The sequence below is a fragment of the Polaromonas sp. YR568 genome (assembly GCF_943369415.1).
Classification (GTDB): domain Bacteria; phylum Pseudomonadota; class Gammaproteobacteria; order Burkholderiales; family Burkholderiaceae_C; genus Polaromonas.
The window spans coordinates 150021-165548 of sequence record NZ_CALRNF020000002.1 but is presented as its reverse complement, the minus strand read 5'-3'; the positions used below and the strand labels follow the sequence as shown (position 1 = coordinate 165548).

The 15528-nt window shown below is 64.9% G+C and carries 12 protein-coding genes, 2 tRNA genes and 1 pseudogene; 11 read left to right on the top strand and 4 right to left on the bottom strand.

Translation table 11 applies throughout. The features are described 5' to 3' along the window. The first annotated feature begins 58 nt into the window (after window positions 1-58). Complete coding sequence (locus ACLV74_RS02200; RefSeq protein ID WP_411877724.1) at window positions 59-775, top strand: SIMPL domain-containing protein; 717 nt, start codon at window positions 59-61, stop codon at window positions 773-775. A 42-nt stretch (window positions 776-817) separates the two neighbouring features. Here the strand turns inward: ACLV74_RS02200 and ACLV74_RS02195 are convergent, their stop codons facing one another. Continuing rightward, window positions 818-1279, bottom strand: coding sequence for a multidrug/biocide efflux PACE transporter (locus tag ACLV74_RS02195; RefSeq protein WP_411877723.1), 462 nt, complete (start codon window positions 1277-1279; stop codon window positions 818-820). A 128-nt stretch (window positions 1280-1407) separates the two neighbouring features. Between ACLV74_RS02195 and ACLV74_RS02190 the strand changes: the two are divergent. After that, window positions 1408-2300: pseudogene (locus ACLV74_RS02190) on the top strand (LysR family transcriptional regulator). Window positions 2301-2379: 79 nt separating this feature from the next. Here ACLV74_RS02190 and ACLV74_RS02185 read toward each other — a convergent pair. Beyond that, complete coding sequence (locus ACLV74_RS02185) at window positions 2380-2997, bottom strand: outer membrane beta-barrel protein (protein ID WP_411877722.1); 618 nt, start codon at window positions 2995-2997, stop codon at window positions 2380-2382. A 237-nt stretch (window positions 2998-3234) separates the two neighbouring features. On the opposite strand from ACLV74_RS02185, the gene ACLV74_RS02180 reads away from it, so the two are divergent. Genes ACLV74_RS02180 through ACLV74_RS02170 form a run of 3 tightly spaced genes read left to right on the top strand, consistent with a single transcriptional unit; the run spans window position 3235 to window position 6261 of the window. Beyond that, window positions 3235-4080 (top strand): N-formylglutamate amidohydrolase, encoded by an 846-nt coding sequence (locus tag ACLV74_RS02180; RefSeq protein WP_411877721.1) that lies wholly within the window; start codon window positions 3235-3237, stop codon window positions 4078-4080. Window positions 4081-4126: 46 nt separating this feature from the next. Next, on the top strand, window positions 4127-5167 hold the full coding sequence (locus tag ACLV74_RS02175) for a histone deacetylase family protein (RefSeq protein ID WP_411877792.1): 1041 nt from the start codon (window positions 4127-4129) through the stop codon (window positions 5165-5167). After that, a complete protein-coding gene (locus ACLV74_RS02170; RefSeq protein ID WP_411877720.1) occupies window positions 5167-6261 on the top strand; it encodes an NAD(P)/FAD-dependent oxidoreductase in 1095 nt (364 codons plus the stop codon). The genes ACLV74_RS02175 and ACLV74_RS02170 overlap by 1 nt, the downstream gene beginning before the upstream one ends. A gap of 5 nt (window positions 6262-6266) precedes the next feature. On the opposite strand, the gene ACLV74_RS02165 is transcribed toward ACLV74_RS02170, so the two are convergent. Then, the gene (locus ACLV74_RS02165; protein WP_411877719.1) at window positions 6267-7049 is read right to left on the bottom strand and encodes a 3-hydroxybutyrate dehydrogenase; all 783 of its coding nucleotides are present in this window, start codon (window positions 7047-7049) and stop codon (window positions 6267-6269) included. A 117-nt stretch (window positions 7050-7166) separates the two neighbouring features. On the opposite strand from ACLV74_RS02165, the gene ACLV74_RS02160 reads away from it, so the two are divergent. From ACLV74_RS02160 to rimO, 5 genes are all read left to right on the top strand, one after another. Next, window positions 7167-8072 (top strand): alpha/beta fold hydrolase, encoded by a 906-nt coding sequence (locus ACLV74_RS02160; protein ID WP_411877718.1) that lies wholly within the window; start codon window positions 7167-7169, stop codon window positions 8070-8072. A 27-nt stretch (window positions 8073-8099) separates the two neighbouring features. Continuing rightward, window positions 8100-10358 carry a RelA/SpoT family protein gene (locus ACLV74_RS02155; RefSeq protein WP_411877717.1) on the top strand — a complete coding sequence of 753 codons (2259 nt, stop codon included), beginning with the start codon at window positions 8100-8102 and terminating at the stop codon, window positions 10356-10358. An 89-nt stretch (window positions 10359-10447) separates the two neighbouring features. Further along, window positions 10448-10524 (top strand) — tRNA-Val (locus ACLV74_RS02150). Between the two features lie 152 nt (window positions 10525-10676). After that, entirely contained in the window at window positions 10677-11291 is a 615-nt protein-coding gene (gene phaR, locus ACLV74_RS02145; RefSeq protein ID WP_411877716.1) for a polyhydroxyalkanoate synthesis repressor PhaR, read from the top strand. Window positions 11292-11389: 98 nt separating this feature from the next. Then, the gene (gene rimO / locus ACLV74_RS02140) at window positions 11390-12799 is read left to right on the top strand and encodes a 30S ribosomal protein S12 methylthiotransferase RimO (protein WP_411877715.1); all 1410 of its coding nucleotides are present in this window, start codon (window positions 11390-11392) and stop codon (window positions 12797-12799) included. A 132-nt stretch (window positions 12800-12931) separates the two neighbouring features. On the opposite strand, the gene ACLV74_RS02135 is transcribed toward rimO, so the two are convergent. Further along, a tRNA-Leu gene (locus ACLV74_RS02135) sits at window positions 12932-13016 on the bottom strand. Between the two features lie 116 nt (window positions 13017-13132). On the opposite strand from ACLV74_RS02135, the gene rnr reads away from it, so the two are divergent. Continuing rightward, window positions 13133-15508, top strand: a complete 2376-nt coding sequence (rnr, locus tag ACLV74_RS02130; protein ID WP_411877791.1) for a ribonuclease R — start codon at window positions 13133-13135, stop codon at window positions 15506-15508. The last annotated feature ends 20 nt before the right edge of the window (window positions 15509-15528 follow it).

Below are 15528 nucleotides of genomic sequence, written 5' to 3'. Positions count from 1 at the left end.
TTCGCTGCTGAAGCCAGCTCCCGAAAACTTCCCGAAAACTCCCCGAAAGGTCCTCTTGATGCGAACTCCAACCCTGATAGCCGTATGCGCCCTGTTTGCCGGAGCCGCGCTGGTCCCCGCCGCCATGGCACAACAAGCCATGCCCTATGAAATCCTGCAAAACGTGGCCCAGTTGTCGGCCAGCGGTTCCGTCGAGGTGCAGCAGGACCTGCTGTCGATTTCCATGAACACCACGCGCGACGGCACCGATGCCGGCGTCGTGCAGACCCAGCTCAAGCAGGCGCTGGATACTGCGCTGGCCCAGGCCAAGCAGGCGGCCGCGCCGGGCCAGATGGACGTGCGCACCGGCAACTTCAGCCTCTACCCGCGCTACAGCAAGGACGGCAAGATCAACGGCTGGCAAGGCTCCACCGAACTGGTGCTGGAAGGCAAGGATTTCCCGCGCATCACCGGCACGGCCGGCAAGATTCAGACCCTCACCATGAGCAACGTGAGCTTTGCCCTGAGCCGCGAACAGCGCGCCAAAGTCGAGGGCGAAGCCCAGGCCCAGGCGATTGATCGCTTCAAGGCCAAGGCCGCCGACGTGGCGCGCAGCTTCGGGTTCTCCAGCTATACCCTGCGTGAAGTCTCCATCAACGCCAACGACCAGGGCAGCCCGCCGCGTCCGCGCATGCTGGCGATGGCCAAGTCGGAAATGGCCGATGCATCCATCCCCGTGGAGGCCGGCAAAAGCACGGTGCTGGTGACCGTGTCCGGCTCGGTGCAGATGAAGTGATGGAGCGGGGCGCCCAAGCTCCTGGCCAGGGCTGCCCGGCGTTCAGGCCGCCGAGGCGCAGGCCTTTTGCTTCTGGCGGCGATGGCGGGCGACGACCTTGGCGCGCAGGTGGTCGTAAGCCCAGTTGAAGCCGAAGGTGTAGGGCAGGAAGAACAGCACGATCGCGATGTCCAGCACAAAGGCCTCCCACAGGCCGATGTCCAGCCACCAGGCGGCCAGCGGAACCACCGCGATGATCAGCCCGATTTCAAACAGCACCGCATGCACCGCGCGCGCCGCCAGGGTGCGCTCAAAGCCCATGCGGCGTTGCGCCCGGTCGAAAAGGGCGTTGAACACCATGTTCCAGCTCATGGCCATCAGCGAGACCATCAAGGTCAGCAGGCCCATGTGCGCCAGCGAATAGCCCAGCAGCCAGGCGCCCAAGGGGGCGCAGATGGCAATCGCCAGCACTTCAAAGCCGAGGGCGTGGAAAAAACGTTCTTTCAGGGACTTTTGGAGGCTCATGATGCACTTTCTGACGGATTAGCCGGCTCTTGGGGACATGTGCCGGTCGAGCCATAACGGTATTTTCATCGTTTATTCGAATACATTAAAATCAATAATCATCGATTAAATAGATGGAAGGCGGCTTTATGCGTCATTCCCCGGAAGCCCTGACCGCGTTTGCCGAGGCCGCCACGCTGGGTTCGTTTTCCGCCGCGGCGCGCAAGCTCGGCAAGAGCCAGTCCACCGCAGCAGCGCAATTGCCAACCTCGAAATCGACCTGGGCCTGGCGCTGTTCGACCGCAGCAGCCGCAAGCCGGTCCTCACGGAGCCCGGCAGGGTCCTGCTCGGCAAGGTGCAGGACATCCTGGCCGCCAGCGACCGGCTGGACCGCGCCGCCAGCCAGCTGGGCGGCGGCATGGAGCCCAAGCTCAGCGTGGTCTGGTCCGACACCTACCAGTCCGATCGCTTCGAGGAGATGCTGCAGGCCTTTGAACAGCGCTTTCCCGACCTCGAATTCGAATGCCTGATCGCCGAGCACGGTGACCTGGTGTCGCTGGTGCAGACCGGGCGCGCGCATATCGGTGTGGTGGCGGCGCAAAGCGCTTACCCGCCCGACGTCGGCTCGGCCACCATTGCCGAGCAGTCCGAGATCACCCTGTACGTCGCCACCGCCCATCCGCTGGCCGGCCTGAAGGATGTGACGCCCGACGTGCTGGCCAACTTCCGCGAACTGCGGCTGGATACTTATATGGAGCAGGCGCAAGGGCTGCCCCAGTCGCGCCGCGCCTGGTCGGCGCCCAGCTACCTGATGCTGATGGAAATGGCGGTGCTTGGGTTTGGCTGGGCGGCAATCCCGCGCTGGATGGTGACGCGCTTTGCCACCGGCAAGCTCCACGAACTGGATGCGCGCGGCTGGCCGCGGCGCGTGCCGGTCGATGCCGTGTGGTCGCGCCAACGCCCGCTGGGCCGCGCCGGCACCTGGCTGTTGCAGGAGATGCTGGCGCCCGCAGCTCCCGTGGATAAATCCAGAGCGACGTGAAAAAGCCCGCAGCCTGTGAAGGCGTGCGGGCTGGAGGGTCGTGGTGGCCAGGGGCGCGGCGAACGCGCCCGGCCGCTCATCAGAAGCGGTAGCGCAGGCCCAGGCTGGTGGTGCTGACGCGCTGGTTGCCGGTGCCCGTGAACTTCAGGTCATGCTCGTCCCATGCCAGGACGGCCGACATGGCGGGCGTGAAGGCCCATTCGGCGCCTATGCCGTAAGACACGCCCCAGCCGCTCTCCGAACCCGAGGCGATGCCCGAGGCCGGCGAAGCCGACACGCGGGTGTGGCCGTAGGTCGTGCCCAGCTTGCCCAGCAGGTTGAAGGAGTTGCTCAGCGGCAGGCGTCCGACCAGGCTCAGGTTGATGCCCTGTGCCTCGGTCTGGCCGCCGGCGCGGTTAGCCTTGCCGAAATCGGTGTAGCCCAGTTCCAGGCCGAAGTTGTTGTTGAAGTAGCTGCCGCCGTAGATGTTGTACGAGGTGTCCTTGTTGTCCGACGGGAAGGCGCCGGTGCCGTTGGGCAGCGAGAAGTCGGACTGGCCGATGTTCAGGCCGAAATAGCGCGAGCCGGGAGCGTAAAACGAATAGTTGCTCGAGTAGCTGTTGCCGCTGGAGCTGTCCTGGGCTTGCGCGCCCGTGGCGGCGGCCAGCGCGGCCACGGCCAGGATGGTGGCGGAGAAAGTGCGGGTCAATGAGGGCATGGTGCTTCCTTGTGTGGGTGAATAACCGGCGTGACGTTTTAGCAACGAAACGGCCGCGTGTTGTTGGATTTCCGTCGTGAAATTTAAGGGCCAGGTATGCGCGCTCTTGTGGGTGCAAAAGTTAAATCCCTGTAGGACAAACGGAAGTTTGCGCGTGGTGCCGGCCTTGCGGCGCGGCCCGTTTGCGGGGCCCTTGCCGCGCCCCAAGGGCGTTTTTTGCGGTGCTAAAGTCAGGGCATGCCCCTTATTACCCACCTGCCCGGAAGCACCCCGCTGGTCCTGGATTCTCCCCACAGCGGAACGGCCTACCCGGCGGATTTCAGGCACGCCTGCGAGCTCGCCGTGCTGCGCAGCGCCGAAGACACCCACGTCGAAAAGCTCTACGACTTCGCCCCCGCCCTCGGCGTGCACTGGATAGAGGCGCACTTCCCGCGCAGCTACCTCGACGCCAACCGCAACATCACCGAGATGGACGTCAGCCTGCTCGACGGCCCCTGGCCCGGGCCGGTGGAGACCGACCCGAAAATCCTCTCCAAGGTGCGCCTGGGCAAGGGCCTGATCTGGCGCACCACCGACGAAGGCGTGCCGCTCTATGACCGCAAGCTCGGCGTCGCCGAAATCCAGGCGCGCATAGCGCAATGCTGGGTGCCCTACCACGCGGCCGTCGCACAGGCGATTGACGCCGCCCACGCCGCGCACGGCTACAGCATCCACATCAATTGCCACTCCATGCCCGCGGTGGCCTCCGCCAGTGCCACGGATTTCCCCGGCGAGGCGCACGCCGACTTCGTCGTGGGCGACCGCGAAGGCACGACGGCCGGCAAGGCCTTGTCGCGGCTGGTGTGCGAACACCTCAAGGCGCGCGGCTACGGCGTGGCCTACAACCACCCCTACAAAGGCGTGGAACTGGTTCGCCGCTACAGCAACCCGGGCGAACACCGGCACAGCATCCAGCTTGAGATCAACCGCAAGCTCTACATGGACGAAAGCACCTTTGCGCTGACCCCCGGCGCCGACTCGCTCAAGGCCAGCCTGCGCTCGCTGGTCGAACTGCTGCTCAAGACCGACCCGCGCACCCTCTGATCTCCGCAGGCCGCCGCCTGCTTTTTTGCCCAAGCTTCCAGCCGCCATGCTCACCTTCTTCAGCGACAGCCACCACGCCCACGCCCCGCAGTACGAGTTCTTCCGCGGCGAGCGCGTCCCCTGCTTTGAAACACCGGCCCGCGCCGAATACGTCAAGGCCCGCCTGGCCGAGCGCGGCCATGTGTTGCGCACGCCGCAGGCCGACAGCCGCGCGCTGCTGGCAAAGGTGCATACAGCCCGTTACCTGAACTTTCTGGAACACGCCTGGCGCGACTGGGTCGCACTCGAAGAAGGCAACGGCCAGCGCCAGCCTTTCCCCTCGGTATGGCCGGTGCGCACGCTGCGCAGCGACGTGGAGCCCGCCAACTTCACCGCGCGGCTGGGCCTGTATTCCATGGACAACGGCTCACCGCTGTCGGCCGGCACCTGGCAGGCCGCCAAGGCCGGTGCCGATGCCGCCGCCAGCGCCGCTGCCTTGCTCAGCGGCAACAGCGAACGCGCCGTCTTCTGCTGCAGCCGCCCGCCCGGCCACCATGCCGGCGCCGACTTCATGGGCGGCTACTGCTTTCTGAACAACGCCGCCGTGGCCGCCCAGGGCCTGCGCGATGGCGGCGCCGCGCGCGTGGCCGTGCTCGACGTCGACTACCACCACGGCAACGGCACCCAAAGCATTTTTTACGGCCGCGCCGACGTGCTCTTCATCAGCCTGCATGGCGACCCGATGACCGAATATCCCTTCTACCTCGGCCATGCCGACGAGACAGGGGAAGGCGAGGGCGCGGGCTTCAACCTCAACCTGCCCTTGCCGGCCGGCTGCACCGTGCCGCGCTGGTTCGAGGCGCTGGAAGCCGCCTGCCTGCGCATAGCCGGCTTCAAGGCCGATGCGCTCGTGGTGTCGCTGGGGCTGGACACCTTCGCCGAAGACCCGATCTCCAAATTCGCGCTGCAGCCGCAAGACTTCATCCGCCTCGGCGAACGCCTGGGCAAGCTCGGCCTGCCCACAGTCTTCGTGCTCGAGGGTGGTTATGCCGCCGCCGAACTCGGCACCAATGCCGTCAACGTCATTGAAGGTTACGAGGGCCGCTGATGGACCAGGTCGATTGTGTGGTGATAGGCGCGGGCGTGGTGGGGCTAGCCGTGGCGCGCGCGCTGGCCTTGCAGGGCAGGGAGGTCATGGTGCTGGAAGCCGCCGACGCCATAGGCACGGGCACCAGCTCGCGCAACAGCGAAGTCATCCACGCCGGCATTTATTACCCCCAACGCTCGCTCAAGGCCAGGCTGTGTGTGGAAGGCAAAGCCCTGCTCTATGCCTACTGCGCCGAACGCGGCATAGGCCACAAGCGCTGCGGCAAGCTCATCGTCGCGACCAGCCAGGCGCAGGTCGCGCAGCTGCAAGGCATACGCGACAAGGCCGCCGCCAACGGCGTCCATGACCTGGTGCTGCTCACGCGTGACGAGGCCCGCGCGCTGGAGCCGCAGCTCGAATGCGTGGCCGCGCTGCACTCGCCCAGCACCGGCATCGTCGACAGCCACGGCCTCATGCTCGCGCTGCAGGGCGACCTCGAAAACGCGGGCGGCATGGTGGTCCTGAACTCGCCGCTGGCCCAGGCCGAATGCACGCAAGAAGGAATCTACCTGACGGCCGAAGACGGCACGCAGCTGCAGGCCGCCACCGTCGTCAACGCCGCCGGCCTGCACGCGCAGCACCTGGCCGCGCGTTTTGCCGGCCTGCCCGCGCAGCATGTGCCGCCCAGCCATTACGCCAAAGGCAATTACTTCACGCTGCCCGGCCGCTCACCCTTCAGCCGATTGATCTACCCGGTACCTGAAGCGGCAGGCCTGGGCGTGCACCTCACCGTGGACATGGGCGGCCAGGCCAAGTTCGGCCCCGACGTGCAATGGGTCGACTCGCCCGACGACCTCGTGGTGGACCCGGCACGCGGCGAGGCCTTTTACGCCGAGGTCCGCAAATACTGGCCCGCCCTGGCCGACGGCGCGCTGACGCCGGGCTACGCCGGCATTCGCCCCAAGATCCAGGCGCCCCATGAGGCCGCCAAAGACTTCATGATCCAGGGCCCGGCCGAGCACGGTGTGGCGGGTTTGGTCAATCTCTTCGGCATTGAATCGCCGGGGCTCACGAGCTCGCTGGCGATAGGCGAGCACGTGAGCAGCCTGCTGTAAAGCCCTTACTGCGCAGCCCAGCCGCCGTCCATGTTCCAGGCCACGCCGCGCACATTGTTGCCGGCCGGCGAGCAGAAAAACACCGCCAGCGCGCCCAGTTCCTCGGGCGTGGTGAATTGCATGGAAGGTTCTTTTTCGCCCAGCAGCTGCCGGGTGGCCGCTTCATTGCTGATGTTGCCGGCGGCGGCTTTGGCGTCCACCTGTTTTTGCACCAGGGGAGTCAGCACCCAGCCGGGGCAAATCGCATTGCAGGTCACGCCGGTGGTGGCGTTTTCGAGCGCGGTGACTTTGGTCAGGCCCACGATGCCGTGTTTGGCGGCGACGTAGGCGGATTTTTCGGCCGAGCCGACCAGGCCGTGCACTGAGGCGACGTTGAGGATGCGGCCCCAGCCCTTGCCGCCGTCGGCGGCCAGCATGGCGGGCAGGGCCAGGCGGGTGGCGTGGAAGGCGCTGCTCAGGTTGATGGCAATCACGGCGTCCCATTTCTCGACCGGGAAGTTCTCGACGCGGGCCACGTGCTGGATGCCGGCGTTGTTGACGAGGATGTCGACCTGGCCGAACTGCGCGGCGGCGTAGCGCATCATGTCCTCGATGTCGGCGGGCTTGCTCATGTCGGCGCCGTGGTAGGCCACGCGCGCGCCCAGCGCTTCCACCTCGGCCTTGGGGCCGTCCACGTCGCCGAAGCCGTTGATGACGATGTTGGCGCCCTGTGCCGCCAGCGCCTTGGCAATGCCCAGGCCTATCCCGCTGGTCGAGCCGGTGACGAGGGCTGTTTTACCTTTGAGCATATTGTTTCTCCGGATGAATTACGATGGTTGAGTTGGGATTGCGAGCGGCGCGCCGCGCAGGTTGCGCCGGCTCAATTTCTCAAGCAATTATCAAGCCTTTCATTGAACTGATTCACCATGACCCAACCCAGCCTGAACTATGTCAATTGCCCCGATGCCGCAGGCGGGCACCGCATGGCCTATTGGCAGTGGGGCCGGCCTGACAGCGCGCACGTGATCGTCTGTGTGCACGGCCTGTCGCGCCAGGGGCGCGATTTCGATACGCTGGCGCGTGCCTTGTCCGAGCAGGCCGACGTCCGCGTAATCTGCCCCGACGTGGTGGGCCGCGGCGAAAGCGACTGGCTCAAGGACCCCATGGGCTACCAGTTGCGCACCTATGCGGGCGACATGCTGGCGATGCTGGGCCAGCTGCACGCCCAGGCGCCGGTAGCTTCGCTGGACTGGGTGGGCACCAGCATGGGCGGCCTGATCGGCGTGGCGGTGTGCGGAACGCCTGGTTTGCCCCTGCCTGTGCCGGTGCGCCGGCTGGTGCTCAACGACGTCGGCCCGGCCATCCAGTGGCAGGCCATTGTGCGGATCGGCACCTATCTGGGGCAGGCCGGCCATTTCGGGTCGGTGCAGGAAGCGGCCGATGCGATGTGGGCGATTTCGCAAAGCTTCGGCCCGCACACGCCCGAGCAGTGGCTGGCGCTGTCGCGTCCCATGCTCAGGCGCGTCTCGGAGGCGGCCGACGCCAAGTGGCGCCTGCACTACGACCCGGCCATCGCCGTGCCCTTCAAGCAGGAAACCGAGGAATCCGCGCGCCAGGGTGAAGTCATGCTCTGGCAGCTCTACGACAATATCAAGGCCGAAACCCTGGTGATACGGGGCCGGCAATCCGACCTGCTCAGCCCCGAGACGGCGCAGGCCATGACACAGCGCGGGCCGCGCGCGCGCGTGGTCGAATTTGAAGGCGTGGGCCATGCGCCCACGCTGATCGCCGCGGACCAGCTCGCCGCCGTCACGGGCTTTCTGCTGGGGTGACAGCTGCAACCATTTGATTGAAGTTTCATGAAAAGCAATGTGGTCGGGCCCGGTGGCCCGACAGCCTCCCACGGGGCGAACGCCTCCATCGTGACCGCCACGGCAGACAGCCTGCCGGACCAGCCGCATGCGCTGGCCCGCGCGCGCGCGTTCGCCGAGCCGCTGATCGCCAGCGAAACGCACGACACGGGCGAAAACATCCTGGCCCATGCCGATGCGGTGGCGGCCATCCTGAAAAACATTGGCGGCTCGGAAGCCATGCAGGCGGCCACCTATCTGGTGTATGCCTGCCAGCACCTGACCAAGCCGCAGGAAGTGATCACCAAGGCCTTTGGCGCCAACTACGCCGCGCTGGCCATGGAGACCACCAAGCTGGTGCAGGTGCAGCGCCAGGCGCGCGGCGCGGATGCCAAGGCGCAGTTGCTCGATGACCCGGCCGCGCAGACCGAGAACGTGCGCAAGATGCTGCTGGCGTTCTCGCGCGATTTGCGCGTGGTGATGCTGCGGCTGGCGTCCCGGCTGCAGACGCTGCGCCACTATGCGGCGACCCGGCAGACCGCGCCGATGTCGCTGGCGCACGAGTCGCTGCACGTCTTCGCGCCGCTGGCCAACCGCCTGGGCATCTGGCAGATCAAATGGGAAATGGAAGACCTGGCCTTCCGTTTCCTGGAGCCGGAGACCTACAAGCACACCGCGCGCCTGCTCGATGAAAAACGCGTGGAGCGCGAAGGCTTCATGGAGTCCTTGCGTGCGCAGCTCGAGCGCGAACTCAACCAGAACGGCATCGCCGCGCTGGTGCAGGGCCGGCCCAAGCACATCTACAGCATCGTCAAGAAGATGCGCGGCAAGTCGCTGGATTTCGAGCAGGTGTTCGACATCCGCGCGCTGCGCGTGATCGCCGCCGATGTGAAGGGCTGCTATGCGGCGCTGGGCTTTGTGCATTCGCGTTTCACGCCGGTCGACGGCGAGTTCGACGATTACATCGCCAAGCCCAAGACCAACGGCTACCAGTCGCTGCATACCGTGGTGCGCGACGAAGCGGGCCGGGCGGTGGAAATCCAGGTGCGTACCCAGGCCATGCACGACCATGCCGAGCACGGCGTGGCCGCGCACTGGGCTTACAAGGAAGCCGGCACCAAGGGTTACAGCGGCGTCTCAGCCAGCAGCGAGTACGACGCCAAGATCGCCGTGTTGCGGCAATTATTGGCCTGGGAGCGCGACCTCTCCGGCCCGGCCGCCCAGCGCGCGCGCGACGACAAGCAGGGCCTGTTTGAAGACCGCATCTATGTGCTGACGCCCGACGCGGCGATCGTGGAGCTGCCGCAGGGCGCGACCACGGTGGACTTCGCCTACAGCGTGCACACCAGCCTGGGGCACCGCTGCCGTGGCGCGCGCATCGACGGCGCCATGGTGCCGCTGAACACGCCGCTGCAAAACGGCCAGACGGTGGAGGTGATCACCGCCAAGGAGGGTGGGCCTTCGCGCGACTGGCTGAACCCGGAACTGGGATTTTTGTGCAGCCACCGCGCCAAGTCCAAGGTGCGCGCCTGGTTCAACGCGCTGGCCATGGAACAGACCGTGGCCAAGGGCCGCGAGGCGGTGGAAAAACTGCTGCAGCGCGAAGGCAAGACGGCGATGAAGCTGGACGACCTCGCGGTGCAGCTCGGCTTCAAGGCGGCAGATGATTTGTTTGAGGTCGTGGGCAAGGACGAGTTGTCGCTGCGCACGATAGAGAACATGTTGAGGCCGCCCGAGCCTGTATTGAGCCAGGACGATTACGTGCTGGCGAAAAAAGCGCGTGCGCCCAGCCCGAATGCAAAGAAGGGGGGCGGTGTGCTGGTTGTCGGCATGGGTTCCTTGCTGACGCAACTGGCCAAATGCTGCAAGCCCGCGCCGCCCGATGAGATTCTGGGTTTTGTCACCAAGGGCAAGGGCGTGAGCATTCACCGCAGCGACTGCAGCAACTTCCGCAACATGGCCAGCGGCAGCCCGGACCGCGTGATCGAGGTGGAGTGGAACTCGCCCAAGACGCCCGACGGTGCCGTCTACCCGGTGGACGTGGCCGTTGAGGCGGCCGACCGGCAGGGCTTGCTGCGCGATATTTCCGAAGTGTTCGCCAAGGAAAAGATGAATGTGATCGGCGTGCAGACGCAGTCGGTGAAAGACAACCGCGGCGGCACGGCCTGGATGACTTTCACCGTGGAGGTGGCGCAATCGGGCCGCCTCAATCAGGTGCTGGCCGTCGTGGCCGAGGTACCGGGCGTGCGGTCCGCGCGGCGCCGTTAACGTAGCGAGGGTTCTTTTTTCAGCATTTTTTGTGGGCAGGCCAGGATAGACGTTTTGCTTTGCTACAATACGAGCTTCGAACAGTCCTTAGGCGCGTAGCTCAGCTGGTTAGAGCACCACCTTGACATGGTGGGGGTCGTTGGTTCGAGTCCAATCGCGCCTACCAATTCCCAAAAACGGTTCCTGTCCAGGCTTTCGCATCCAGTGTGATGCGGGCCTATTACACAGGGTAAACCAAGGGGATTGAGTACATCAGAATTCCTAGAATGTATCGAGCCCCGGCGTCCCGACGCTGGTCGTCATTCAGAGGAGAAATCAGTGCCAAAAAGCAAATCCACCAGCCCGGCATCCGGCCTTCCGCCCTCACAGGGTGAGGACGTTGCCGACGGCAATCCCGGCGCCAAAAGCGGCCGGCCTGCCGGCAAGGCTGCCGTGTCCCGTGTGATCAAGAAATACCCGAACCGCCGGCTCTACGACACGGAGACCTCGACCTACATCACACTCACGGAAGTGCGCCAGCTGGTGATGGACAGCGCCGATTTTGTGGTGCGCGATGCCAAGACCAACGAAGACCTGACGCGCAGCATCCTGCTGCAGATCATTCTTGAAGAGGAATCCGGCGGCGAGCCCATGTTCACCGAGGCCGTGCTGGCCAACATCATCCGTTTTTACGGCAACGCGATGCAGAGCTTCATGGGCGCTTACCTGGAAAAAAACGTCCAGAGCTTCATGGACCTCCAGGTCAAGATGGCCGAGCAGTCCAAAGGGCTGAGCCCCGAAATGTGGGCGCAGTTCATGAATGCCCAGTCGCCCATGATGCAGGGCATGATGGGTACTTATGTGGAGCAATCCAAAAACGTTTTCACGCAGATGCAGGAGCAGATGCAAAAGCAGAGCGAGCAGATGCTGCAGGCCTTCGGCCTGAAAAAATGAACTGAACGCCGGGCGTTGTGCCCGTGCGCTGACAGGCCATTGAAGGCCATCCGGGGTCCACGGTTCGCCCTGAAGCCTACCCTGAGACAATAGACCCCATGAGCGAAGTTATTTCCCCACCCGCACCCGCCACTCCCAAAGCCGCGCCCCGCGTCGGTTTTGTCAGCCTGGGCTGCCCGAAAGCCCTGACCGATTCCGAGCTGATCCTCACGCAATTGAGCGCCGAGGGCTACCAGACCTCCAAAACCTTTGAGGGCGCGGACCTGGTCATCGTCAATACCTGCGGCTTCATCGACGATGCGGTCAGGGAAAGCCTGGACACCATCGGTGAGGCGCTGGCCGAAAACGGCCGGGTCATCGTGACCGGTTGCCTGGGCGCCAAGGCGGGGGAGGGCGGCGGCAACCTGGTGCGCCAGATGCACCCCAGCGTGCTGGCCGTGACCGGCCCGCACGCCACGCAGGAAGTCATGGATGCGGTGCACCTGAACCTGCCCAAGCCGCACGATCCCTTCGTGGACCTGGTGCCCAACGCCTTCGGTATTGCCGGCATCAAGCTCACGCCCCGGCATTACGCCTACCTGAAGATCAGCGAAGGCTGCAACCACCGCTGCACCTTCTGCATCATCCCCTCCATGCGCGGCGACCTGGTGTCGCGCCCCATCGGCGACGTGCTCAACGAGGCGCGCGCACTGTTTGAGGGCGGCGTGAAGGAACTGCTGGTGATCAGCCAGGACACCTCGGCCTACGGCGTGGACGTCAAATACCGCACCGGCTTCTGGGACGGCAAACCCGTCAAGACGCGCATGCTGGAACTGGTGCAGACGCTGGGCGAAATCGCCGAGCCCTACGGGGCCTGGGTGCGCTTGCATTACGTCTACCCATACCCAAGTGTGGATGAGGTGCTGCCGCTGATGGCCACCGGCAAGGTGTTGCCGTACCTGGACGTGCCGCTGCAGCACAGCCACCCGGACGTGCTCAAGCGCATGAAGCGGCCGGCCAGCGGCGAGAAAAACCTCGAGCGCATTGCGCGCTGGCGCGAGATCTGCCCCGAGATCGTGATCCGCAGCACCTTTATCGCTGGTTTTCCCGGCGAGACAGAAGCGGAGTTCGAGCACCTGCTCGATTTCATGCGCGAGGCCAAAATCGACCGCGCGGGCTGCTTTGCCTACAGCGCCGTGGAAGGCGCCACGGCCAACGACATTCCGGGCATGCTGCCGATGGAATTGCGTGAAGAGCGGCGTGCCCGTTTCATGGCAGTGGCCGAGGCGGTTTCAAGCCAGAAGCTGCAGCAGCGCATAGGCGCGACCATGCAGGTGCTGGTGGATTCGGCTCCCGCGATGGGCCGAAAGGGCGGCACCGGGCGTTCTTATGCGGATGCGCCCGAGATCGACGGTGTGGTCAAGCTGCTGCCGCCCGAGAAAATCAGCAAGACGCTGAAAGTCGGTGAATTCACCCGGGCCCGCATCGTCGGAACCCAGGGCCATGACCTGATTGCCGTACCTGTTTGATTAAGACCGCGGACGAAAAGCCGGACCTGAAGAAGGGGTCCGGCCACAAAAAAAGCCACTGGGTCACAGTGGCTTTAATCTTGCTTTATTCCAGAGCTCGTTTCAGAGTCTGGCAAAGCTGTTTGGTGTATCTGGTGCCCGGGAGAGAACTCGAATCTCCACATCTTGCGATACACGGACCTGAACCGTGCGCGTCTACCAATTCCGCCACCCGGGCACAGCTAGCAGTGTACCATTACTTGAACGTATTCTCAGGCCAAGGCCCGCAAATTTTCCTGAAATATTTCGGCTGCATACTCAAAACCAGCAGCCCCCAACAAAAAGAGACTTTTTATCAAAACAACTCATTCCCATGCGGGCGGCTCGTCCGCCCATTCTTCCGGTTTACTCGCTGAATTCGAGGGCACCGTTTCCGGCCACCGCGACGGCCATGGTTTCGTATTGCGCGACGACGGCGAAGCGGATATTTACCTGCCGCCCAACGAAATGCGCGCGGTGCTGCACAAGGACCGCGTCAAGGCGCGCATCGTGCGGCACGACCGCAAAAACCGGCCCGAGGGCCGCGTGACAGAGATCCTCGAGCGCTCTGCCAATCCCATCATTGGCCGCCTGCTGCAGGAAAGCGGCGTCTGGCTGGTCGCGCCCGAAGACAAGCGCTACGGCCAGGACGTTCTGATTCCCAAAGGCGCCACCGGCACGGCCAAGGCCGGCCAGGTGGTGGTGGTGCAGCTCACCGAGCCGCCGGCGCTGTTCGGCCAGCCTGTGGGCCGCGTCAAGGAAGTGCTGGGCGAGATCGACGACCCCGGCATGGAAATCGAAATCGCCGTGCGCAAATACGGCGTGCCGCATGAATTCAGTGACGAGGCGCTGGCCCTGGCCCGCTCCCTGCCGGACGCCGTGCGGCCGGCCGACAAAAAGCACCGCGTCGACCTGACCGACGTGCCGCTGGTCACCATCGACGGCGAAGACGCCCGCGACTTTGACGATGCCGTTTATTGCGAGCCGGCCAAGGTCGGCCGTGGCAAGGGCTGGCGCCTGCTGGTGGCGATTGCCGACGTGAGCCACTATGTGGAAACCGGCAGCGCCATCGACATCGACGCCTACGACCGCGCCACCAGCGTGTACTTCCCGCGCCGCGTGATCCCCATGCTGCCGGAAAAGCTCTCCAACGGCCTGTGCTCGCTCAACCCCAATGTCGAGCGCCTGTGCATGGTCTGCGACATGCTGGTCAATGCCAAGGGCGAAGTTCACGCCTACCAGTTCTACCCGGCGGTGATGTTCAGCCAGGCGCGTTTCACCTACACCGAGGTCGCCGCCATCCTGGCCAACACACGCGGCCCCGAAGCGGCGCAGCGCAAGGCGCTGGTGCCGCACCTGCTCGACCTGCATGACGTCTACCAGGCGCTGCTCAAGGAGCGTGGCGAGCGCGGTGCCGTGGATTTTGAAACCACCGAAACACAAATCGTCTGCGACGAAGCCGGCCGGATTGAAAAAATCGTGCCCCGCACCCGCAACGTGGCGCACCGCCTGATCGAGGAAGCCATGCTGGCGGCCAATGTCTGCTCGGCCGATTTTATTTCGCAAAGCAAGCACGTGGGCCTGTACCGCGTGCATGAAGGCCCGACGCCCGAGAAGAAGGACATGCTGCGCAACTACCTGAAGGCGGCCGGCGTCGGCATGACCATCAGCGACGACCCGGAACCCGGCGAGTTCCAGAAGATTGCGCTGGCCACCAAGGACAGGCCGGACGCGCAGCAAATCCATTCGATGCTGCTGCGCTCCATGCAGCAGGCGATTTACACGCCCATGAACAGCGGCCACTTCGGCCTGGCCTATGAGGCCTACACCCACTTCACCAGCCCGATCCGGCGCTATCCCGACCTGCTGGTGCACCGCGTCATCAAGGCGGTGCTGAACAAGGCCAAGTACCAGTTGCCGACCCTGCCCACACCGGGCGAGGCCGAGGCCAAGCTGTCCAAGCGGCTGGCCTCGCGCGTGAAGGAGCCGACACAGAAACCCAAAAAAGCCAGCGCCGACGAGCTCGCCTGGCAGGCGGCCGGCCTGCATTGCAGCGCCAACGAACGCCGCGCCGATGAGGCCAGCCGCGATGTCGAGGCCTGGCTCAAGTGCAAATACATGCGCGAGCACCTCGGCGAGGAGTTCGGCGGCGTCGTCACGGCGGCCACGGGCTTCGGCATCTTTGTCACGCTGGACGCGATGTACGTTGAAGGCCTGGTGCACATCACCGAGCTGGGCGGCGAATACTTCCGCTTCGACGAAGCCCGCCAGGAGCTGCGCGGCGAGCGAACCGGCATCCGCTACGCCATCGGCACGCGCGTCAGGGTGCAGGTCAGCCGGGTGGACCTGGACGGCCGAAAGATCGACTTCCGCCTGGTGAACGAGGGCCAGGACCTTGTCGGGCGCGCCATGAAGGACAAAACCGGCGGCCATGCCGCTGAACTGCCGGCGCAGGAGCGCGGCGCCGCGCGCCACCCCGGCGAAGCCCGGACCGGCAAAGCCGGCAAAAAGACGGCCGGCAAGCGTACGGAAACCCGCTCGGGCGGCCGCGACAGCAGCAGTGCGGGCCGCAGCACCGGCAGTACCGGCAGCGAGCGCACGCCCAAGTCGCCCATCCAGGCGCTGAAGGCGGCGGTCAAAAAAGCCGCTGGCAATCCCGGACGCAAACAGGGCAAGAAACCGCGCCGCTAGGAATACCCATGAACTGTTTT